The organism is Streptomyces sp. NPDC014995 (assembly GCF_043080745.1).
In the GTDB taxonomy this organism is placed as follows: domain Bacteria; phylum Actinomycetota; class Actinomycetes; order Streptomycetales; family Streptomycetaceae; genus Streptomyces.
In genome coordinates this window covers 125,286-146,475 of the sequence record NZ_JBIBVX010000009.1, presented here as the reverse complement: position 1 = coordinate 146,475, position 21,190 = coordinate 125,286, and the positions used below count along the sequence as shown (strand labels likewise).

Here is a 21,190-nt window from a genome sequence, read left to right as displayed (position 1 = left end):
ACGTCAGTGTCCGGGCACGTACCCGCGCTGTTTGTCGACCACGTTCCGCAACGGCCGGCCCGCCGCCCACCGCTCGAACAACTCCACGAACTGCGTGCCGAGTTCGTCCCGCCAGCCGACGGTGTCACCGCTCATGTGCGGGGACACGAGCAGCCCCGGCACCTGCCACAACGGGCTGTCCGCGGGGAGGGGCTCGGTCGCGAGGACGTCCAGCGCGGCACCGGCGATCCACCGCCGCTCCAGCGCCTGGACGAGCGCCTCCTCGACGACGAGCTGTCCCCGGCCGACGTTCACGAACCGGGCGGAGGGCTGCATCACGCCGAAGCGGCGCAGGTCGAACATGCCGTGCGTCTGCTCGGTGAGCGGGGCCGCCGCGATCACCCAGTCGGCGCGGGCGAGGAGGCGGTCCAGGTCCTGGGGTCCGTGGACGCCGGTGCGCGGGACGCGGCCGACGACCGCCGTGGTCACGCCCAGCGCCTTCAGCGTGCGGGCGATCGCCCGGCCGATCGGCCCCGAGCCGACGACCACGGCGTGCGTGCCCGTGACCCGAATGCCCTCCCGGTGCCGCCACTCCCGCCGCTGCTGGAGCTCCCAGGTGAGCGGCAGGTCCTTCGCCATCGCCAGGATCAGCGCCGCCACGTACTCGGCGATCGGCTCGTCGAAGACACCGCGGGCGTTCGTCACCACCGTGTCCGACGCGGCCAGCTCCGGACACATCAGGTGGTCCACACCGGCGCTCGCCGTGTGCACCCAGCGCGGCCGCGGGCCCTCGCCCGGCCAGGCGGCCCGCACCGCGTGCGAGGTGAAGTCCCACACCAGCAGCACGTCCGCCTCCGGCAGCCGCGCGGCGAGGCCCTCCTCGCCGGTGCGCACCACCCGGGCCCGCCCGGTGAGCCGGCCGAGCCGCGGCGGCGGGTCGGCGTCGAGTACGAGGAGCGTGGGGACGGCGGACATCCGGATGCCCCTTCCTCGGGCGTGACGGGCGTGACGGGCGTGACAGGCGTGAACGGCGCGACCCGGGGTCCCGCGTACGTGATCGGGGGCCTGACGTACCGGACCGGGGGCCCGGACGTGCGCGACCAGGGACCCGACCCCGGTGACCAAGGGCCTGACGTGCACGGATTGACCACGTTCGCACCCGAACCTACCGTCGTCAACACGGCCGTCGACACGGCCCGTTGCCGCATCCTGTCTCCCGGTGAGGGCGGTGCCCGCCATGGACGTCACCTTTCTCGGCGGCCCCCGCGCCCAGCGCGGCCTCGGCGTCGTCGCCCCCTTCGACTTCGCGCTCGACCGCGAGCTGTGGCGCTGGACGCCCGACGACATCTCGCTCCACCTCACGCGTACCCCGTACGTGCCCGTCGAGGTCAGTCTGGACCTCGCCCGTCGGGTCAGCGAGCACGAGACGCTCGGTGACGCCGTCCGCGCCCTGATCGCCGTCACCCCCGAGACCGTCGCCTACGCCTGCGCCTCCGGCAGCTTCGTCGGCGGGCTCGCCGGGGAGCGCGCGATGTGCGAGGCGATGACCCGGGCCGGCGCCATGCCCTCCGTGACCACGTCCGGCGCCCTCCTGGAGGCGCTGGCGGAGCTCGGCGCGCTCCGCGTGGCCCTGGTGACCCCGTACACCGAGTCGGTGACCCGGGCCCTTCAGGAGTACGTCGGGCAGGCGGGCGTCACGGTGACCGGGTGCGCGTTCATGGGCCTGACCCGGCACATCTGGAAGGTGCCGTACCGGGACGTGGCCGACATGGCCCGGCGGGCGGTGCGCACCGCTGCCGCCGACGCGCTGTTCATCTCCTGCACCAACCTTCCGACGTACGACGTCATCCCCCAACTGGAGGCGGAGCTGCGCATACCGGTGATCTCGGCCAACCAGGTGACCATGTGGGCGGCGCTGCGCCGAATGGGTACCCGAGCCGTGGGGCCGTACCAGGCTCTGCTGGACGAGGGGGCGCGGCAGTGGCCTCCCGTACTGCCCGAAGAACAGCAGGAAGGCTGGACATGACCGCACTCGGATTCCTCTACCCGGGCCACTCGGCCGAGGACGACTACCCCCGCATCGAGCAGCTCCTGGGCAGTGACATCCGGGTGGACCTGGTCCACACGGACATCGGTGAGGACGCGCACCGGGTGGACGCGCTGCGGCAGATCGGCGCGCCCGAGCGGCTGGCGGCGGGCGTCGAGCAACTGCGGCTGTCCGGCGCGGAGGCGATCGTGTGGGCCTGCACCAGCGGCGGCTTCGTGCACGGCTGGGACGGCGCCCAGGAACAGGTGCGCACGCTGGCCCGGGCCGCCGGGATGCCGGCCTCCTCGACCTCCTTCGCCTTCGTGCACGCGGCCCAGGAGATCGGCGCGGGCCGGGTCGGCGTCGGCGCCACCTACCCGGACGACGTGGCGGAGCTCTTCACGGAGTTCCTGCGGGTCGGCGGCCTGGAGGTGACCGGCGTCCACAGCTCCGGGATCGTCACGGCCGCCGAGGTCGGCACCTGGGGCGAGGCCGAGGTGTTCGCGCTGGCCCGGGCGGCCGACGACCCCGGCGCGCAGGCGGTCCTGCTGCCCGACACCGCCCTGCACACGGCCGCGTACCTGCCCGCCCTGGAGAAGGAGCTGGGCAAGCCGGTCCTCACCGCCAACCAGGTCACGGTCTGGGAGGCGCTGCGCCTGGCGGACCGGCGGGTGAACGCGCCCGGCCTCGGGTCGCTGTTCACGCGGGAGCCGATCGTGCAGGTGTGACCGGCTCGGCGCGCGGCGGCACGGGAACAAACGGGGACTGTCTCCTGTTGCTGGTCCGAGGACACCGCAGGCCGAGACCAGGAGGAACCCGTGGCGGCAGACGAGACGGCGGCAGGCGAGAAGACGGCGGGTGAGAAGACGGCGGGTGAGAAGCCGTCGGACGGGACGGCGGAGCGGACGGCGGCAGGCGGGCCCCCGGCCGGCGCGACGGCGGCCGACGACGAGATCCGAGGCGTGGCGCACGGCACCGCCCCCGTCCCCCTGTCCGTTCTCGACCTGGTCACCGTCGGCTCCGGCCGCACCGCCACCGACGCCCTGCGCACCAGCGTCGACCTCGCCCGGCTCACCGAGGCGCGCGGCTTCCACCGGTACTGGGTCGCCGAGCACCACTCCATGCCGGGCGTCGCCTCCTCCTCGCCCGCCGTGATCCTCGCCCACCTCGCCGCCCACACCGACCGCATCCGGCTCGGCTCGGGCGGCGTCATGCTGCCCAACCACGCACCGCTGGTGATCGCCGAGCAGTTCGGCACCCTGGAGGCCCTCGCCCCCGGCCGCGTCGACCTCGGCCTCGGCCGCGCCCCCGGCACCGACGGCGCCACCGCCGCCGCCCTGCGCCGCACCGACCGGCCGGGCGAGGGCGCCGACGACTTCCCCGAGCAACTCGCCGAGCTGACCCGCTTCCTGGACGACGACTTCCCCGACGGCCACCCCTACCGCCGTATCCACGCGGTGCCCGGCCCGGTCCAGGCGACCTCCCCCGGTGGCGTCCAGTCCCGGCACCGTCCGCCGGTCTGGCTGCTGGGCTCCTCCGGGTTCAGCGCCCGCCTGGCGGCCCTGCTCGGCCTGCCGTTCGCCTTCGCGCACCACTTCTCCGCGCAGAACACGATCCCCGCGCTCGACCTGTACCGGGAGCACTTCCGGCCGTCCGAGGTCCTCGACGAGCCGTACGCCCTCATCGGCGTCTCCGTCCTCGCCGCCGACGACGAGCGCGAGGCCCGCCGTCAGGTCCTGGCCACCGGCCTGAACATGGTCCGCCTGCGCACCGGCCGCCCCGGTCTGTTCCCCTCCCCCGAGGAGGCGGAGGCCCACGCGTACAGCCCGCTGGAGCGGGAGTTCGTCGACTCCTGGACCGCGAACATCGTCCACGGCACGGCGGACGAGGTCCGCTCGGGGCTCGACGACCTCCACAAGCGCACCGGCGCCGACGAGTTGATGCTCACCAGCCACGCCCACCGCGGTGAGCTGCGCCTGCGCTCCTACGAACTCGTCGCGGACGCCTACGGGTTGCCGACCGCGTAGGACGCGGACGCCAGCAGCTCGGAGATGCGGTCCGGTGCCACCGGGCGGGAGTACAGCCAGCCCTGCCCGGTGTCACAGCCGATGCTTCTCAGCCGGGTGGCCTGCGCGGCGGTCTCCACGCACTCGGCGGTGACGGTCAGCCCGAGCCGGTGCGCGAGGTCGATCATCGCCTCGACGACGACCTGGTCGGCCGGGTTCGGCGGCGCCCCGGCTCCCTCGTACTGGAAGCCGCGCACGAACGACCCGTCCAGCTTCAGCACCGACACCGGCAGCCGGCTCAGGTACGCGAGGTTGGAGTAGCCGGTACCGAAGTCGTCGATGGCGATGTTCACGCCCATGTCGCTGAGCGCCTGCAACGCCTGGAGCGGCCGTCCGGCCGAGCCCATCACCGCCGACTCCGTCAGCTCCAGCTGGAGCAGATGCGGGGCCAGCCCGGTCTCGGCGAGGATCTCCGCCACGTCCGACACCAGGTCGGAGTCCCACACCTGACGGACCGCCACGTTGACGCTCACGAACAGCGGCGGCTCGTCGGGACGCTCCAGCTGCCAGCGGCGGGCCTGCCGGCAGGCGGTGGCCAGTACCCAGCGGCCGAGCGGCACGATCGAGCCGTCCTCCTCGGCCAGCGCGACGAACCGATTCGGCGGCAGCATCCCGAACCGCGGGTGGTCCCAGCGCACCAGCGCCTCCACCCCGCGCAGCCGTCCGTCCGCCATACCGACCAGCGGCTGGTACTCCAGACGGAACTCGCCCCGCTCGATGGCGGGGCGCAGCGTGGAGGCCAGGGCCTGGCGGGTCATCAGATGGGCGTTGCGCTCCGGGTCGAACAGCGTCCAGCGGTCCTTGCCGTCCACCTTCGCCCAGTACAGCGTGGTGTCGGCGGCCTGCATCAGCCCGGTGGCGGTGGTGCCGGCCGCGTGCCGTTCGACGACCCCGATCGACGCGGAGACGTTCAGCCGCTGCCCGGACAGGTCGAACGGCGCCTGGAGCGCCTTCAGCGCGGACTCGGCGAGGTCCGCGAGCTGCTCGGTGCCGGTGGAGTCCTCCACCAGCAGCGCGAACTCGTCACCGCCGAGCCGCGCCACCAGCGGCACGCTCGGCCGGGTCCGCCCCGCTTCCTGCGCACACTCCGTCAGCCGCTCGGCCACGGCGGCCAGCAACCGGTCGCCGACCCGGTGGCCGAGGGTGTCGTTGACCGCCTTGAACCCGTCGATGTCCAGATAGCACAGCCCGATCCGGCCGGTCCCGCTCTGCTCGTACGACTCCGCCTCCAGCGCGGCCGACACCCGTTCGAAGAACAGGGTGCGGTTGGGCAGCCGGGTCACCGGGTCGTGCATCTGGAGGTGGCGCAGCCGCGCCTGGAGGTCGCGGTGGGCGCTGATGTCGGCGACGGACAGCAGGATGCCGGACGCGTCGCCGTCCAGCGGTGCCACGGTGACCTGCGCCCACAGCGAGCGCCCGTCGGGCTGCTTCAGCCGTCGGGTGCAGCGCAGTCTGGCCTGGCGGCCGCGGAGCACCTCGCGGTAGGCGTGCCAGGTGCGGGCGTCGGAGGCCAGGTCCAGCAGATCGGCGGCCACCCGCCCGACCAGGCCCTCGGCCCCTCCGCCGAGCAGCGTGCCGAGCGCCGCGTTGGCGTCCATGACCAGGCCCTCGCGGTCGACCACCGCCATGGCGAGGGGAGCGGACGTGAAGACGGAACGGTAGGCGGGCGAACCGCCGTCGAGGTCTTCCCAGCCGTTCGTGGCGTCCCCGCCTCTCGTGCCCGCCGCGCCTTCGGTGCCTTCCGCTTCTGCCGCGCCTTCCGTGCTTGCCGTGGCCTCCCCACGAGGAGAGGCCTCGATGTCACTCTCTGTGACGGCCGACCGGTCGAGGTCTGCCGCGGGCGTCGGCCCTTCGGACGTTCCGCTCACCGCTCGCTCCCGCAGTGCACTCGATCTCTGTCCGCGCAGGAAAGTGTGCCGATCATAGAGGCTGGCCCCGGACTCGCGCAGCCACTGTCCAGTGTCCCGGAACCCCCACGCTTCTGACAGATCGTTTCTGCCCCCAGGTGGGCCGGTTCTGCGGACGGGCGCCCACTTGTGACGTTCCGTGAGGATTCCGGGGGTGTCGGTAGTGATGCCCGCTTTTCTCCCTTCACTCGTCTGGGGCAGGTAAACAGGGCGTAATGTGACAAACCCACACAGGCTGGGTGCGGTGTCCCGTTGAACCGTTCCCGGAGGTCCCTGTGTCGCGACCGCTTCCGCGTCCCCGACTGCGCAGCACCGCGGCCGTGTTCACCACCCTCTCGGCGCTCGCCGCGACCTCCCTCGTCACCGGCCCCTCGGTCGCCGAACCCCTCTCGGTGCTCCCTTGCGCCCTCAAGCGCACCGAGGCCCACCACTCGGAGGGCCTGGACACCTGGAACACCGCCTATCCGCAGCCGGACCGGAACCTCGACGCGGTGATGATCTTCCTGTCCTTCCCGGACTGGGCCCCGATGACCTCCCCGGCCGCACTCGCCGCCGACCACTTCCCGGCCACCAGCGACTACTTCCGTCAGGCGTCCTACGGCAGGTTCACCCTCACCGCGCATCCACTGCGGCAGTGGATCCGCATGCCGAAGCCGTCCACCGCGTACGCCATACGGCGGGACTGGAGCGCCGAGCGACGCGCCGCCTACCTGCGCGACGCGCTCGCCGCCGCCGACGGCCGGGTCGACTTCTCCCGCTACGACGTCGTCTACTTCGTCGCCGACCCGGACGCCCCCGGCGTGGACTCCGACGCCACCAAGGTCGTCAACATGGACCACCCGCTGCGCGCCGACGGCACCGACATCCGCCGGATCGTCACGGTCTTCGAGCAGCACCCGCCGGACCGGCTCGTCCTCGCCCACGAGACGGGCCATGTCTTCGACCTGCCCGACCTCTACCGCCGCCCGACGGACGGCAAGGGCGACTGGGACACGCACGTCGGCGACTGGGACCTGATGGGCAGCCAGTTCGGGCTGGCACCGGACCTCTTCGCCTGGCACAAGTGGAAGCTGGGGTGGCTGGAGCAGCGCCAGGTGGCGTGCGTGCCCACGGGGGCGGCGACCCGGCTCACGCTGGAGCCCCTGAGCGCCGGCCCGGGCGTCCCGGTCACGGGAGCCCTCGGCGCGCCGGCCTTCGGCCTCGGCAACGGCACCAAGCTCGCGGTCGTCCGCACCGGCACCGGCAGCGTCCTCGCCTTCGAGGCGCGCGGCCCGATCGGCAACGACCGCTCCGCCTGCCGCTCCGGGATCCTCGTCTACCGCGTCCACAACGGCGCGGAGTCCGGTCGCGGCCCGGTCGAGGTGATCGACGCCCACCCCCGCACGGAGGCCTGCTGGCAGGAGTCCGTCTACCCACCCCTCGCGGACGCCCCGGTCGCCCTCGGTGAGAGCTTCACGGTGCCGGGGGCGGACGTGCGGGTGGAGGTGGAGGGGAGGACGGTGACGGGGTCGTGGACCGTGAAGATCACTGCCGCGTAGTTGTGGCCGGGGGTGGCGGAGCGGTGGGGCGGCGGCGCGGACCGGTGAACGCGGACCGGTGCGGGCGCCCGGTGCAGGCGCCCCGGTGCAGGCGTCCGGGAACAGGGGTGTTCCGGCATGGGGGTTCCCGTGTACGCGAAAGGCCCCTCGCTCGCGCGAGGGGCCTTTTCGTGTCGTGCGCCGCCAGGGACTCGAACCCCGGACCCGCTGATTAAGAGTCAGCTGCTCTAACCAACTGAGCTAGCGGCGCCTGCTGACGTCGTAGACCTTAGCACCCTGGTCGGCGGGGTGAGAAATCGATATCCGCACGGCTGCCCGGGCGGCCCGGACGGCCGCCCAGAGCAGGATTTCGGGGCCCGGCAGCCACGGGTGGCGGGTGTCGGGGGCGACCATCCAGCGGGTGGCGGCGTCCTGCGGGGAGGTGAGCGGGGGCGGCACGGTCACCGCGTCGCCGGTGCCGTGGCACAGCAGCGGCGGGACGGTGCCCGTACGGCCGTTCGGGCGGCCGTCGGCGCTCCACTCCTCCCACTCCAGCAGCGAGGGCAGCCGCTGGGCCGTCCCCGGCGCGGCGAACAGCAGCGTCCGCCCGCGGAACGCGGCCACCGGCCCGGAGCCCGGTCCCTCGCCCCACAGCCGGTCCAGCATCAGCCGCCCGAACATCGCGGGCGCGCTCACCACGTCGAAGACGGAACCGCAGGGCAGGACGACCGGGGCGTGCGGCCGCTCCTCCCAGAGGGCGAGCGTGCTGCGGGGATACGTGCCGGCGGAGGCCAGCCAGGCGGCGCCGTCCGGGGTGACTCCGGCGGCGTGATCGGTGAGGTGGGCGTCCCATGCGCTGCTCATGGGATCCAGGTCTACCCGGCGTGAGCGGACGATTTCCCTGGGTTGCGGGAAACGGGGACGGGAGGGGGCCGGAGGGGGTATCTTGCCCGGCTGGCATATGCCGGTGCGGTACGCGCCGTGGGCTCGGGGGAGCGCCCTCGGCTACACGGGGTCGACGTGCCCCCGCCCCTCGACGTCACCCCGCAGCAGGTCCTGCCCGAACTCGACCATCTTCTTGGCGTAGTCCTCGGTCCACTCGGCCCGCTCGGCGATGGCGGCGGGCGTCAGCCGGTCGAACCGGCGCGGGTCGGCGAGCTGGGCCGCCGCCATGGCCTGGAACTCCACCGCCCGGTCGGCCGCCGCGCGGAACGCCTGGGTGAGTTCCGTGGCGCGCGCCAGCAGCGCCTGAGGGTCGTCGATCGACTCCAGATCGAAGAAGTGCTCCGGATCACCGGCGGCTTCCGCGGGCTCGAAGAGCAGGGGCGCGGGGCGTAGCCGCGGTTCGTTCCGACGCGGCGTGTGCTCCGCCATGTCTTCTCCTCCTCGTACGGTCGTGAATGGCACCACTGGTGAGCGGACCACCTTCCATTGTCCCCCGGCGGCGCAAGGGGACGCCGAACCCGCTCGCACGAGGCGCCTGACCTCCCTTCTCAGGGCTCCCGGAGCCGAGTGGGTGCCGTGGCCCGAAGCCCAGCGTGTGCGGTGGTGCGGTCATGGTCGCCAGGTGATCCGGTGTTCCGCCAGGTGGGCGAGTACCGAGTGATTCGCCTCCCAGCCGTCCGGGAACTTCACGAGCGTCCCGAGTTGCACCGGCTCCGTCGACGGATAGTCGTCCAGCAGGTCGCCCACTCCCGCGCGGCACACCACGATGCAGGCGTGCCGGTGGCGGGAGGTGAGGACGCAGAGGCGGCCCGTCTCCAGGTGGAAGGCGGTGGCGTCGGGGCGGCCCGAGAGGGGGTGGAGGATGACGGTGACGTCGAACTCGCGGCCCTGGAGCCGGTTCGCCGTGTCCACGGTGACGTCCGTGACGCCCAGGTCGGCGAGGGCCGCCCGGATCGCCGCCGCCTGGTCGCGGTGGGCCGTGCCGACGGCGACCCGGTCGGCGGTCAGCGGGGAGGGGACGGGGGAGCGTTCGGAGGTGGCCGCGCCGCCCCGGTCCAGCAGGCGACGGACGACCGTCGCGACGGCCCGTACCGCTTCCGGATCCGTGCGGGGCGTGTGCCGGGCGGGCAGCTCCAGCAGGCCCCAGCCCGACTCCGCCGCCTCGTCGATCACCCGGTCGGGACCGGAGCCGTCCGACGGCACGGCGAAGGCCAGCCGGCGGTCGCCGTGGTCCGTGCCGCTGCGGAACCGGGTGTACGGGTAGAAGGCGTCCGAGACCAGGGGCGCCGCCGACGCCGGGAGCCGCCACGACACCGGCAGCCGGTGCTGCGGCAGGCCCGGGTTGTGGGCCAGCAGCGTCGTCACCGCCGAGGCCGACGGGTCGTACGACAGGCCCGCCCACTGCTCGCTGCCCACGATCGCGAACGGGTCCAGCTGCCCCGGATCGCCCACGAACAGCGCCCGCTCGAACAGCCCCGCGACGGCCAGCAGACCGTCCGAGCGCATCTGGTACGCCTCGTCCACGATCGCGTGCCGCCACGGCTCGTCGACCTTCACATGCGCCCACTTCGCCGCCGTGGAGATGACGACGGGCAGCCCGGTCAGGTCACCCGCCTTCGCCGACTTCCGTACGTTCGGCAGGTCGTCCAGCGCCTTGTCGTAGGCGTCGGTGTCGCTGCTGTGCAGGCGGCCCACCGGCAGCTCGGGGCTCTTCTCGGCGAGCCGCAGGACCAGGTCGTCGACCTGGGCGTTGGTCTGCGCGACCACCATCAACGGGCGCCCCGCGTCGGCGAGTTCCAGGGCCGCGCGGACCACCAGCGTGGACTTGCCGGCACCGGGCGGGGAGTCGACGACCACACCGCGTGCCGCGCCGTGCAGCGTGTCGTGGAGGATCGCGTCGGTGGCGCGGGCGGCGGCCGTACCGGGGTCGAAGGCGGCCTCGGTGGTCACAGGGTGTCCTCCTCGGTGAGGGGGTCGGCGGCTTCGGAGACCTGCTCCCCGGGCGGCCCACCGTGCGTCCACGGCGTCTCCTCCGGGTCGGGCAGCTTCGCGCCGCCGCGCTGCTCGTGCTCGAAGAGCGTGAAGCACACCCGGTCGCCCTTCTCGGGCACCGACCCCTGCTCCGGCTCCTTGCCGCGGCCCATCCTGTCGACGATCCGCAGCACCAGCAGACCCTCGTCCTCCTGGCCGACGTACTCCGCCGCCTGCGGCTTCCCGCCCAGCGACCGGAACACCCTCGCCCGCTCCCCGAGGTGCGGCCGGTCCTCCGTACGCACCGTGACCAGCGGGCGGGGACTCGGCCGCTTGCCCTCGCTGTACGCCATGACGACGTCGACGACCTCGCCCGCGAACGCCTCCCCGGCCAGCCGCCGCCCCGCCATCACCAGCGGGTCGTCCAGGGCCTCCTGCGCCTCCAGACGGGCCTGTTCGCGCTCGCGTGTGGCGAGCTTGTTGGCCGCGGTGACCGCGTCGTCGCGGCGCGGCTGCGGCGGCTCGCCCGCCAGGACCCGGTCGCGGTGGCCGGTGAAGGACCACCGGTCGCGCGTCCACCGCTCCTCGACGTGCGCCCCCTCCGGCAGCGCACGCAGCAGGTCCAGCCCGCGCCACACCGCGTCCCAGGTGGGCAGCGTCCGGCTCCGCACCAGGTCGCGGATCCGCCGCTCGGCGGCGGTCAGCTCACCCAGCCGGTCGTCGGCCTGCAACCCGTCCTCGGCGGCGGCCAGGGCGGTGCGCGCCCGGTCGTAGCGCTCGATGGCCGGGGCGAGCAGCTTGTTGTCGAACGCCGGGTCGGTCGCCGGACCGGCCGGCGGGCACAGCAACTGACCCTCGGCGTCGCGCGCCAGCTCGGCCCGCAGCGCGGCATCGGCGCCGGTCAGCCCCTCGGGCGGGTCGATCCAGGCGAGCAGCGCCCCCAGATGCTGGTCCTCCAGGCTGGACTGCCCGGTCGCCCAGTGCCGGCCCAGCACCTCCGTCAGCGCCAGCAGCAGCGAGGAGCCGGGCACCCGGGCCCGCTCCCCGAAGTGCGTCAGCCACCGCCCGAGCAGCGGCACGCGTGGCGGCGCCGGATATGGCGTCTCCGGGTCCTGCTCCGTCGTACGCCGAAAGCGCATGGAACGGCCCAGCAGGCGGACGAAGTCGACGCCCGCGCGGCTCGGTACGACCAGCTGGGGCGCGTCGGCGCACAGCTCCACCTCGACCTTGACGCGCTTGCCGGTCTCCGGGTCGGTCTCGCTGCGCTCGGCGGCCTCGACGACGTCGGCGTGGGAGTCGATGTACGGCAGGACGACGTCGGCCAGTTCGGCCAGGAACGCGAACCTCAGGTCGCGGTCGCGCGGCTGGGGGACGACCAGCAGGCGGGGCGCGTCCCGGTCGGTGCCGACCAGCGCGCCCAGCGGGGCGCCGGCCTCACCGGCGGTGGTCAGCGGGACGAACACCAGCGGCCGCTCGGACAGATGCCGGTGCCGGACGGTGGCGGCGGGCTGGGCCCGGCCGGTGGTGACGGCCTCGAGGCGGGCGAGGGTGGCGATCAGCGACACATCGCCTCCAGGGCCTCGCTGCGCAGCTGTGCCGCCCTGCGCAGGGCCGCCACCGCCGGGTCGTCCGGATCGCCGGCCTCCCCGCGCGCGGCCGCCAGCACGTCCTCGACCGTCGCCAGCCCGCCCAACTCGGCGCGGACCGGGCGGCCCAGGGTGGTCACCGCGCCGGCCGCGCGGGAGCGGTCCCGGCAGTGGAAGGCCAGCTCGCACGCGGCCAGGCACTCCGGCGCGTACGTCGCCGGGACCGACTCGACGGCCGCGGTGAGCCGCTCGGCGGGCAGCTCGGGGGAGAAGCAGGTGCCCTCCGGGAGGGCGTCGGCGATGTCCTGGATGCGGGTGAGCCGGGCCAGCTGGCGGCTGGTGACCGCGCGCTGCTTGCGGACGTCCACGGCGGACGCGGTGGGCAGGTTGGAGAAGTCCTTCGGGCAGACCAGCAGGACGCGGTGACGCACCGTCGGCGCCGGGGTGAGGCGGGCGGCGATCTCCTCCAGCGCCAGCACGTACACCGCGGCCTGGCGGGCGGCCGCGCCGACCTTCGCCGGATCCGCCGCCCCGTCCAGCATCGGGAACGACTTGATCTCCACCACCGTCCAGCTGCCGTCCGGATGCACCACGACCGCGTCCGGCTCCAGGAACGCGGGGGAGCCGGCGACGTCGAGCGCGAGCATCGGATGGTCGAGCAGCGTCCAGGTACCGGGCACCTCGGCGGCCTCGCGCAGCGTCATCGCCGTCCGCGCGGTGCGGCCCTCGGGGCCGATCGCCGACAGGTCGGGGACGCTCGCCCCGGCGGGCGGTACGGCGCGCGGGTCCAGCTTCTCGTGCACCAGACGCAGCAGCTCCGCGCCGCCGTCCGCCTTCACCTTGGCCTCGAACGCGTTCCCGCGCGTGAGGGCGAACTGCGACTGTCCGAAGGCCGACGGCGAGCCCAGCGCGCTCGCCAGCGCCGCCTTGTTCACCCCGGCGCCGTCGAGGATCGCGCGCCGCTTGCAGCCCGGGTTCGCGGCGAGCGCCGCGAGGGCCCGGGCGTCCAGCGCCTTGGCGGGTACGTCCGGACCGCGCAGGTCAGCGAGCCGCTGCCGGAGTGCCGTCCCCCGCGTCCGAGGGGGAGGGATCCGGCTCGGCTCCGGGCCCGAACCCTGACTCGCGCTGCCGTGGAATTCGCTCACCCGTGGAAGTCTGGCATCCGCCACTGACAATCGAGGTCTCCGTGCTCGGAGAGGGAATCGAGACGGACGGGACAGGCGCCGCGGCGAGCGGGGCGCGGGCCGCGAGCCGGACCTGGATCCGGACCCGGATCCGGTCCATCCGGCGCATCACCAGCGGCGCCAGCAGCAGGCCCGCCCCCATCACGGCCGCGCCCGCGACCGCGTCGAGGAAGTAGTGGTTCGCGGTGCCCATCACCACGATCGTCGTCACCAGCGGGTAGACCACGCCCGCCCACTTCGCCGTGCGGGTGCCGCCGTGGCGCCACAGCATCACCCCGCACCACAGCGCCCAGCCCACGTGCAGACTCGGCATCGCCGCGTACTGGTTGGTCATGCCGCCCAGCCCCCGGGGCGCGCTCGCCTCGCCGCCCCACCAGCCGTAGGCGCTGTACTGGGCCATCGTGTCGACGAAGCCGTGTTCCGCCGACAGCAGCCGGGGCGGGCAGGTGGGCAGCAGGGTGAAGCCGATCAGACCGATGAAGGTCGACGTCATCAGCCAGGTGCGGGCCGCCCGGTAGTGCGCCGCACGGGAGCGGAACAGCCAGACCAGGAGCACCGGGGTCACCAGGTAGTGCAGCGACGCGTACCAGAAGTCCGCCGGTATCCCGATCCACGCCTCGCTCCTGAAGAGACGGTTCAGCGGGTGCTCGGCGTTGATGCGCAGGAACTTCTCGATCCGCAGGATCGCCAGGCCGTGGTCGACGGCGGTGCCGACGTCGCCCCGCGCGAGCAGCCGGCCCGCCGAGTAGCAGAGGTACACCAACAGGATCAGCGGCAGCTCGGTCCACCAGCGCAGCCGGCTCCCCGGAGCCGCCTCGGTGCCCGGTGTCTCGGTCTGCCGCATCCGATCGCCTCCCCCTTCTTGTCACTGCGTCGCCGGTGGCACGGGAGGTGTCACTTTACGGCGTGCGAACGCCCCCGCTCCGGACGCCCCCGGCCCTCAAAGACGCTGAGATCGCCCACCGGGTTGCCCCTGTTCGGCGTGAGCGATGATGGAGGGGTTCCGCCTTCGACTTCCCCGGAAGGGTTCCTCATGGCACCGCGCATCCTGCTGGCCCGGCACGGACAGACGGAGTGGTCGCTGTCCGGCAAGCACACCGGCAGGACCGACGTGCCCCTGCTGGAGGAGGGCCGCCGCGGCGCCAAGCTGCTCGGCGAGCGGTTGCACCGGGCGCCGTTCGACGGCCTGTCCGACGTCGAGGTCCGCACCAGCCCGCTGGCACGCGCGCGCGAGACGTGCGAACTCGCCGGCTTCGGCGAGCGGGCCACCGCGTGGGACACCCTGATGGAGTGGGACTACGGCGCCTACGAGGGCATGACCCCCGCCGACATCCATGCCGTCCGCCCCGGCTGGCTCATCTGGCGCGACGGCGTGCCCGAGGGCGAGAGCCTCGCCGAGGTCACCGCGCGCGCGGACGAGGTCATCGCCTGGGCCCGGGCCGAGGACCGGGACGTGCTGGTCTTCGCCCACGGGCACATCCTCCGGTCCATCGGGGCGCGATGGCTGGGGCTGCCACTGGACTTCGCGGCGCGGATACGACTGAACCCGACGTCGCTGTCGGTGCTGGGCTGGGCCTACGGGGAACCGGCCATCGAGAGCTGGAACGACCTGGGACACCTGGGCTAGCCACCGCCACAGGCCACAGGCCACAGGTGACAGGCGACAGGCCACGCGCCACAGGTGACAGCGGCAGCCGCGGGCGGGTGGGTGCGCTCACCCGCGCGCGGGGTGCCCCACCCGGCTCCGGGCGGGGTGCCCCGCCCGGCTCCCGGCTTCGCTCTCGCCGGGGGACCCTCTCACCTCAGCGGCACGACGTCCCGTGTCCCGTGGCTAGATCTGGCGGGGCGCCGACGCGTGCCGTTCCAGGAACTCCGACACCTCCGTGGCCCGCCGGTGCGGCAGCAACACCCTCGCCGTCCCCGCCAGCATCGTCTGGATCCGGGACGACTGCACCTGCTCCAGCAGGTCCAGCACCCGCATCCCCGCCGCCGCGGCCTCGTCCGGCCGCCCCCCGCGCGCGAGGTCGTCCGCCAGCTCCGCGGTGTACAGCGCGATGTTCCGGGTGAAGTGGGGATGCTGGAGCTGTGCCGCCCGCCGCGCGTGCCGGGCGGCGCGCGGCCAGTCGCCCAGGGTGGACCAGCACTGCGCCTCCAGTCCCTCCAGTTCGGCCTCGCCGTAGAAGCTCATCCACTCGGGGTCGGCGTCGCAGGGGCCCCGCCCGTAGAGGACCTGGGCACGCGCGAGTGCCTGTTCGCAGCCGGTGCGGTCGGCGAGCCCCGCCCAGCCGCCCGCCTCGCGCAGCGCGAGCAGCGACATCAGCCGGGACGAGCCGAGGGGGCGGGCGACGCGCTGGGCCGCCTGGGCCGCGCGCACGGCCTCGCGCGGGCGGCCCGCGTCGCGTGCGAGGAACGCCGTGTTGCAGAAGGCGTGCGCTTCCAGCGCCTGGTCGCCGGTCGTCCGGGCGGTCGCCAGGGCCTCCGCGTAGTGCGAGCGCGCGTCGTCGAACCGGCCCGAGTCGTGCGCCAGCCAGCCCACCGAGATGGCGAGTTCACCGGCGCCCGAGTGGAGCCGGTCGGCGGTGGCCTGCCGGGTGGCGCCGGCGTCCAGCAGCGCGTACGCGGCGCGCAGGGGGGCCGCCGCCCGTCGGTAGAGGCCGTCGGCGCCGTGCCGGTCGTCGAGCAGCCGGATCCTGCGGACCGCTTCTTCGAGGGCGCTCGCCTCGCCCGCCCCGGCGCGGCGCACGGGACGTTCCGCCGCCGATGCGTCCAGGGCGAGCCCGAGGGGGCCCAGCGAGGCGGCGGCCACCGTGGCGCCTCCGCCGGTCATGAATGCGCGACGCAGCACGTCGCTCTCCTCGTGGTCGTGGTGCGTGTCGTACGGGTCCTGCGGGTCGTACGGCTCGTACGCCGCGCGGGTCTCATCGGCGTCCGGCGCGTCCCCGGTGGCGCGCGCCCCCCGTCCGCGTACGGACGAGCGGGGCGCGAACCCCAGATCCGTGAGCGTGCGGCCGGGGAACATGTGCAGGAACACCCGCTCGTACGCGTAGTTGGGGCAGCGGATCTCCCCCGCCTCGACCCGGCCGATGTAGCGCGCGTCGCAGCTGACCCGCTCGCCGATCTCGTGGGCGGCCCGCCGTACCAGCGCGGCGAACTCGGCCGGGGAGCGCTGCCCGCGCGCCTGCCGGAAGGCGAGGTTGGGCCGTGGTGGCCGGTTGGGCCGGGGTGGGGTCACCGTTGACGACGCCATGGCCGGGTCCTCTCGTGCGAACCGTCGAACCATGCCGGTCCCGACTGAGCCGACCGCTGTTTTCGAGGCGCTCACCCTGGTTTCCGGCGGGCATGAACGTACCTGCTGTAGCCGGGCCGCCACGCAGTGTTTGGCTACAAACCGGATATGTCATCCAGGATCTGCCATGAACTGCCATCCTTTGCGGCGGACTTCCGCCGTAGCCCTTGACGGCGTGCCGCGTTGAGTCCTGTGGACTGCAAGAGGGCTGCGTGGTGGAGGCCGGCATGGAGACCAGCCAGAGCAACGATCCTTGTGCGCCGTCGGTGGCGGCCTGGGACCTCGTGACGGTGCCGACCCGGCACGGGCTGGAGGCGGTCGACATCCTGCGCAGGGGAACCGGGGACACGGTGGGGCCCGTGCTGCACGACGACGGGGGCGGCACACTCGCCTTCCTCGTGCCACCGGGAACCGCGGCCGCCTGGGACGTCCCGGGGAGCACCTGCACGGGGACCGACGGGAGAGGACTGAGACTCGCCCCCGAGCCCCTGGCCGAGGGCTCGGACTGGCTGGTCCCGCCCGGCGAGGCGGACCTCGCGACGGATCCGGCGGTGCTGCGGCGGGCGTTGGGGGAAGCGGCACGGACGATCGAGGCGGCGGACAACTGCCGGTAGGCGGTGACCAGGGGGCGGGCAGGTGCCGTGGGCGGTGACCGGCGGGGGGGGGACAGTGCCGGTGGGCAGTGGGCAGTGGGCAGTGGGCAGTGGGCAGTGGGCAGTGGGGCGGACAGTGCCGGGTGCCGGGTGCCGGGTGCCGGTGGGCGGTGAGCGGTCGGTGGCGGATGGTGATCGGTGAGGTGGACGGCTGTCGAGGGCCGCGAGCGGGGAGGTGGGTGGTCGCCGCTCGGCACGGGCGTTTCCCGCCTGCGAAAATGCCCGTATGGGAAAGTCCAGGAACACCCGGCGGCGGGAGCGGGACGCCGACGCCACCGTCGTCGAGACCGTCGACGGCGGGCTCGCGCAGCTCATACCCGACCGGGACCGGACGCGGGCCTGGACCCTGCTCATCGACGGCGCGCCCCAGTCGCACGTGGACCTCGACGACCCGGCGTTCCTCTCCTTCGAGTACCAACGGCGCCTCGGGCACGTCATCGACCTCGCCGCGCCGCCCGGCAAGCCCCTGCACGTCGTCCACCTCGGCGGCGGCGCCTTCACCCTCGCCCGGTACGTCGCCGCCACCCGTCCCCGCTCCACCCAGCAGGTCGTCGAGCGGGACGCGAGCCTCGTCCAACTGGTCCGCCGGGAGCTGCCGTTGGACCCGGGCGCACGGATCCGGGTCCGGTCCGTCGACGCCCGTGAAGGGCTGGTCAAGGTGCCCGACGGGTGGGCCGACCTCGTCATCGCCGACGTGTTCAGCGGGGCCCGCACACCCGCGCACCTGACCTCGACCGAGTTCCTCGACGAGGTCCGCCGCGCCCTCCGTCCCGGTGGGCTCTACGCCGCCAACCTCGCCGACGGCCCGCCACTGGCCCACCTGCGCGGCCAGATCGCCACCGTCGCCGCCCGCTTCCCGGAACTCGCCCTCGTCGCCGACCCGACCGTGCTGCGCGGCAAGCGGTTCGGCAACGCCGTCCTCGTCGCCTCCGACCTGCCCCTGCCGGTCGCCGAACTGACCCGCCGGGCCGCCTCCGACCCGCACCCCGGCCGGGTCGAGCACGGCGGACCGCTCACCGACTTCACCGGCGGCGCCGCACCGGTCGTGGACGCCTCCGCGGTGGCGTCACCGGCCCCGCCGCCGTCGGTGTTCCGGTAGGCCGCCCGTCTCAGTAGGTACCGATCTCCACCCGCGGCGGCCCGTCGTGCCACGTGCAGAACACCGACACCCGGTCCGCGCCCGAGGAGAACTCCACCCGGATCCACGTCTCCGTCTTCCACACCTGCATCGACCAGCCCGCGCCCGGCGTGGCCGAGACCAGGCTCGCGGAGGTCCTCCCGAGGTCGAAGACCACCCGGCCGCCGTCGGTGTCGTAGCTCTTGACCCGGCCGGAGGCGCCCGGGGGAGCGGAGGCCGCCGGATCCGAGTCCGAGGGGGAGGGCGAGCGGGGTGTCCGGCCCGGCCCCGGGGACGGGCCGTCCGACGGGCTCGCGGAAGGAGGAGGAGCGGAAGGAGTGGGGCGGCCGATGGCCGGCGCCGGGGCCTTCGACTCCTGTGCGGTCGTGTCCCCCGCCGTCAGCGGCAGGGCGCGCGGCGGGTCGTACACCGTGCCGGTCATGACCGTGTGGACACCCCACCACGACAGCGTGACCGCCGCGCCCGTGGCGAGCGCCCAGGCCAGTAGGTGTACGAGTCCTCTGCGCATCGCGGGCCATCTTGCCCCACGCGACTCACGGGTGTCGCACGGACGGCCCACCGGTTGTCCACAGGGGGCGCGTTGTCCACAGGCCCGGATGACCCTCGGCCGCATGGCGTACGGTGCGGCGCATGGCAAGTGTGCTCGTGGTCGAGGACGACCAGTTCGTGCGCTCGGCGCTCATCCGGCACCTGACCGACGCCTCACACACCGTGCGCAGCGTCGGGACGGCACTGGAGGCGCTGCGCGAGGTCGCCCATTTCCGCTTCGACGTGGTCATCCTGGACCTCGGACTGCCAGACCTGGACGGCTCCGAGGCCCTGAAGATGCTGCGCGGCATCACGGACGTGCCCGTCATCATCGCCACCGCCCGCGACGAAGAGACGGAGATCGTCCGGCTGTTGAACGCCGGGGCGGACGACTACCTGACCAAGCCCTTCTCGGTGGAGCACCTCTCGGCGCGCATGGCGGCCGTCCTGCGCCGCTCCCGCGCCGGCGCCGGGAGCGCCCCGCCGTCGACCGTCCTGCGCGTCGGCGGCCTCACCGTGGATCCGCTGCGCCGTCAGGCCGAGCTGGACGGTGCCCGACTCGACCTCACCCGACGCGAGTTCGACCTGCTCGCCTTCCTCGCCGGCCGGCCCGGTGTCGTCGTCCCGCGCCGGGAGTTGCTCGCCGAGGTCTGGCAGCAGTCCTACGGCGACGACCAGACCATCGACGTCCATCTGTCCTGGCTGCGCCGCAAACTGGGTGAGACGGCGGCCCGCCCGCGCTATCTGCACACCCTGCGGGGCGTCGGCGTGAAACTGGAACCGCCCGCCGTGGAACCACCCGCCACCGGGCCATCCGCCGTAGAACCGCCCGCAGCAGGGCCGCCCGCTGCCGGGCCGGACACCGCGGTGCCTCCCGGAGGGGAGCCGCCGCGATGAGATGGGCACTGGTCAAGGTCTGTCTGGCGGTCACCACGATGGTCGTGGTCGCCTTCGCCGTCCCGCTCGGGCTGGTCGTCAAGGAGATGGCCCGCGACCGTGCCTTCTCCAACGCCGAGCGGGAAGCCGCGGTCGTCGTTCCCGCACTGTCCATCACCACCGACCGCGACCAGGTGGAACGGGTCCTCGCCTCCGCCGGCTCCGACGACGGGATGGCGGTGCACATCCCCGCGGGCGACGGCCGGGCCGCCGTGGACCTCGGCCGGCAGCGCGCCACCGCCACCGACATCGCCGCCGTCCGCGAACTGGGCCGCGTCTCGACTGCCGAGGTGCCCGGCGGTTCCGCCCTGCTCCAGCCCGTCGCGCTCAGCTTCGGGACCGTGGTGATCGAGGTGTACGTCCCCGAGTCCGAGGTCAGCAACGGCGTGGGCACGGCCTGGGCGGTGCTCGCCGCGGTCGGCGTCGCCCTCGTCGTCGGTTCGGTCGCCGTCGCCGACCGGCTGGGCGTACGGATGGTGCGGCCCGCCCGGCGACTGGTCGAGGGCGCGCACGAACTGGGGGAGGGGAAGCTGGGAGCACGCGTGCCGGAGGAGGGGCCGAACGAACTGCGGCTCGCGGCGGTCGCGTTCAACTCCATGGCCGACCAGGTCGTCCAACTCCTGGCGAACGAGCGGGAGCTGGCCGCCGACCTCTCGCACCGGCTGCGTACGCCCCTGACCGTGCTGCGGCTCAACGCGGCCTCCCTCGGCGACTCCCCGGCCGCCGAGCAGACCCGGGCCGCCGTCGCCCAGTTGGAGGGCGAGGTCGACACCATCATCCGGACGGCCCGCGAGGCCAAGCCGCAGACCGCGGCGGCCGGTCCGGGGGCCGGATGCGACGCGGCCGAGGTGGTGCGGGAGCGGATGGCGTTCTGGTCGGCACTCGCGGAGGACGAGGGCCGCAAGGTGCGGGTGGCCGGCGTCGACCGCCCGGTGCGCATACCCGTGGCCCGCGCCGACCTGGCGGCCGCGCTGGACGCCCTGCTCGGCAACGTCTTCCGGCACACCCCCGAGGGCACGGCCTTCGCGGTCGACGTGCACAACGGCGAGGACGCGGTGATCGTGCTCGTGTCCGACGCGGGCCCCGGCATATCCGACCCCGAGGCGGCGATGGCCCGCGGCCGGGGTTCCGGAAGCGCCGGGTCGACCGGGCTCGGCCTGGACATCGTGCGCCGGCTCGCCGAGTCGACCGGCGGGGACGTACGGATCGGGTCGTCGGTGCTGGGCGGGGCCGAGGTGCGGATATGGATCCAGGTCGACGGACGGGCCGGAGGGGCCGGGCGGGACGGGCGAGGGCCGGTGCGCAGGGGGCACCGGGGGACGGTGCGCAGGCGTCGGCCGGGCCGGCCGGTCTCTCTCTTTAACCGGCCCCGATCCCGCCCTTAAGCGCGCCCTAAGATCGCCAACCCCTGCCCCGATCAGGCAGTTTGTCCGTTTCCCGCTCGCTAGCGTGCTGCCGCACCCCCACC

At 74.0% G+C, this 21,190-nt stretch carries 19 protein-coding genes and 1 tRNA gene; 9 read left to right on the top strand and 11 right to left on the bottom strand.

Annotated elements, in window-relative coordinates; translation table 11 throughout:
• Positions 1 to 3: 3 nt before the first annotated feature.
• Positions 4 to 954 (bottom strand): D-2-hydroxyacid dehydrogenase, encoded by a 951-nt coding sequence (locus tag ACF1A1_RS19630; RefSeq protein WP_392001333.1) that lies wholly within the window; start codon positions 952 to 954, stop codon positions 4 to 6.
• A 262-nt stretch (positions 955 to 1,216) separates the two neighbouring features.
• Between ACF1A1_RS19630 and ACF1A1_RS19625 the strand changes: the two genes are divergently transcribed.
• The 3 genes from ACF1A1_RS19625 to ACF1A1_RS19615 all read left to right on the top strand — a co-directional run bounded on the left by ACF1A1_RS19625 (position 1,217) and on the right by ACF1A1_RS19615 (position 4,032).
• Entirely contained in the window at positions 1,217 to 2,005 is a 789-nt protein-coding gene (locus ACF1A1_RS19625) for a decarboxylase (RefSeq protein ID WP_392001331.1), read from the top strand.
• The gene (locus tag ACF1A1_RS19620; RefSeq protein WP_392001330.1) at positions 2,002 to 2,733 is read left to right on the top strand and encodes an aspartate/glutamate racemase family protein; all 732 of its coding nucleotides are present in this window, start codon (positions 2,002 to 2,004) and stop codon (positions 2,731 to 2,733) included. The genes ACF1A1_RS19625 and ACF1A1_RS19620 overlap by 4 nt, the downstream gene beginning before the upstream one ends.
• A gap of 225 nt (positions 2,734 to 2,958) precedes the next feature.
• On the top strand, positions 2,959 to 4,032 hold the full coding sequence (locus tag ACF1A1_RS19615) for an LLM class flavin-dependent oxidoreductase (RefSeq protein WP_392001596.1): 1,074 nt from the start codon (positions 2,959 to 2,961) through the stop codon (positions 4,030 to 4,032).
• On the opposite strand, the gene ACF1A1_RS19610 is transcribed toward ACF1A1_RS19615, so the two are convergent.
• Positions 4,011 to 5,939: a putative bifunctional diguanylate cyclase/phosphodiesterase gene (locus ACF1A1_RS19610; protein WP_392001329.1), complete on the bottom strand. Its 1,929-nt coding sequence runs from the start codon at positions 5,937 to 5,939 to the stop codon at positions 4,011 to 4,013. The genes ACF1A1_RS19615 and ACF1A1_RS19610 overlap by 22 nt on opposite strands.
• 314 nt (positions 5,940 to 6,253) lie before the next feature.
• Between ACF1A1_RS19610 and ACF1A1_RS19605 the strand changes: the two genes are divergently transcribed.
• Positions 6,254 to 7,516, top strand: a complete 1,263-nt coding sequence (locus tag ACF1A1_RS19605) for a M6 family metalloprotease domain-containing protein (protein WP_392001328.1) — start codon at positions 6,254 to 6,256, stop codon at positions 7,514 to 7,516.
• Positions 7,517 to 7,692: 176 nt separating this feature from the next.
• On the opposite strand, the gene ACF1A1_RS19600 is transcribed toward ACF1A1_RS19605, so the two are convergent.
• The 7 genes from ACF1A1_RS19600 to ACF1A1_RS19570 form a co-directional block, all read right to left on the bottom strand.
• Positions 7,693 to 7,766: transfer RNA gene (locus tag ACF1A1_RS19600), tRNA-Lys, on the bottom strand.
• Positions 7,757 to 8,359: a bifunctional DNA primase/polymerase gene (locus tag ACF1A1_RS19595; RefSeq protein ID WP_392001326.1), complete on the bottom strand. Its 603-nt coding sequence runs from the start codon at positions 8,357 to 8,359 to the stop codon at positions 7,757 to 7,759. The genes ACF1A1_RS19600 and ACF1A1_RS19595 overlap by 10 nt, the downstream gene beginning before the upstream one ends.
• Before the next feature lie 141 nt (positions 8,360 to 8,500).
• Complete coding sequence (locus ACF1A1_RS19590; RefSeq protein ID WP_392001324.1) at positions 8,501 to 8,869, bottom strand: hypothetical protein; 369 nt, start codon at positions 8,867 to 8,869, stop codon at positions 8,501 to 8,503.
• A 180-nt stretch (positions 8,870 to 9,049) separates the two neighbouring features.
• On the bottom strand, positions 9,050 to 10,390 hold the full coding sequence (locus ACF1A1_RS19585) for an AAA domain-containing protein (RefSeq protein ID WP_392001322.1): 1,341 nt from the start codon (positions 10,388 to 10,390) through the stop codon (positions 9,050 to 9,052).
• Complete coding sequence (locus tag ACF1A1_RS19580) at positions 10,387 to 11,976, bottom strand: hypothetical protein (protein WP_392001321.1); 1,590 nt, start codon at positions 11,974 to 11,976, stop codon at positions 10,387 to 10,389. The genes ACF1A1_RS19585 and ACF1A1_RS19580 overlap by 4 nt, the downstream gene beginning before the upstream one ends.
• Positions 11,967 to 13,088 (bottom strand): hypothetical protein, encoded by a 1,122-nt coding sequence (locus ACF1A1_RS19575; protein WP_392001595.1) that lies wholly within the window; start codon positions 13,086 to 13,088, stop codon positions 11,967 to 11,969. The genes ACF1A1_RS19580 and ACF1A1_RS19575 overlap by 10 nt, the downstream gene beginning before the upstream one ends.
• On the bottom strand, positions 13,039 to 14,025 hold the full coding sequence (locus ACF1A1_RS19570) for a phosphatase PAP2 family protein (RefSeq protein WP_392001319.1): 987 nt from the start codon (positions 14,023 to 14,025) through the stop codon (positions 13,039 to 13,041). The genes ACF1A1_RS19575 and ACF1A1_RS19570 overlap by 50 nt, the downstream gene beginning before the upstream one ends.
• 189 nt (positions 14,026 to 14,214) lie before the next feature.
• On the opposite strand from ACF1A1_RS19570, the gene ACF1A1_RS19565 reads away from it, so the two are divergent.
• Positions 14,215 to 14,808, top strand: coding sequence for a histidine phosphatase family protein (locus tag ACF1A1_RS19565; RefSeq protein ID WP_392001317.1), 594 nt, complete (start codon positions 14,215 to 14,217; stop codon positions 14,806 to 14,808).
• Between the two features lie 204 nt (positions 14,809 to 15,012).
• On the opposite strand, the gene ACF1A1_RS19560 is transcribed toward ACF1A1_RS19565, so the two are convergent.
• Positions 15,013 to 16,428: a hypothetical protein gene (locus tag ACF1A1_RS19560; RefSeq protein WP_392001315.1), complete on the bottom strand. Its 1,416-nt coding sequence runs from the start codon at positions 16,426 to 16,428 to the stop codon at positions 15,013 to 15,015.
• A gap of 266 nt (positions 16,429 to 16,694) precedes the next feature.
• Here ACF1A1_RS19560 and ACF1A1_RS19555 point away from each other — a divergent pair, with 266 nt between their 5' ends.
• Entirely contained in the window at positions 16,695 to 17,081 is a 387-nt protein-coding gene (locus ACF1A1_RS19555; protein WP_392001314.1) for a hypothetical protein, read from the top strand.
• Positions 17,082 to 17,346: 265 nt separating this feature from the next.
• The gene (locus tag ACF1A1_RS19550) at positions 17,347 to 18,219 is read left to right on the top strand and encodes a spermidine synthase (protein WP_392001313.1); all 873 of its coding nucleotides are present in this window, start codon (positions 17,347 to 17,349) and stop codon (positions 18,217 to 18,219) included.
• A 10-nt stretch (positions 18,220 to 18,229) separates the two neighbouring features.
• On the opposite strand, the gene ACF1A1_RS19545 is transcribed toward ACF1A1_RS19550, so the two are convergent.
• Positions 18,230 to 18,766, bottom strand: coding sequence for a hypothetical protein (locus ACF1A1_RS19545; RefSeq protein ID WP_392001312.1), 537 nt, complete (start codon positions 18,764 to 18,766; stop codon positions 18,230 to 18,232).
• A gap of 122 nt (positions 18,767 to 18,888) precedes the next feature.
• Between ACF1A1_RS19545 and ACF1A1_RS19540 the strand changes: the two genes are divergently transcribed.
• Both ACF1A1_RS19540 and ACF1A1_RS19535 read left to right on the top strand, forming a co-directional pair.
• Positions 18,889 to 19,683, top strand: a complete 795-nt coding sequence (locus ACF1A1_RS19540) for a response regulator transcription factor (RefSeq protein ID WP_392001311.1) — start codon at positions 18,889 to 18,891, stop codon at positions 19,681 to 19,683.
• Positions 19,680 to 21,107, top strand: coding sequence for a sensor histidine kinase (locus ACF1A1_RS19535; RefSeq protein WP_392001309.1), 1,428 nt, complete (start codon positions 19,680 to 19,682; stop codon positions 21,105 to 21,107). Before ACF1A1_RS19540 ends, ACF1A1_RS19535 begins: the two co-directional genes overlap by 4 nt.
• Positions 21,108 to 21,190: the final 83 nt, after the last annotated feature.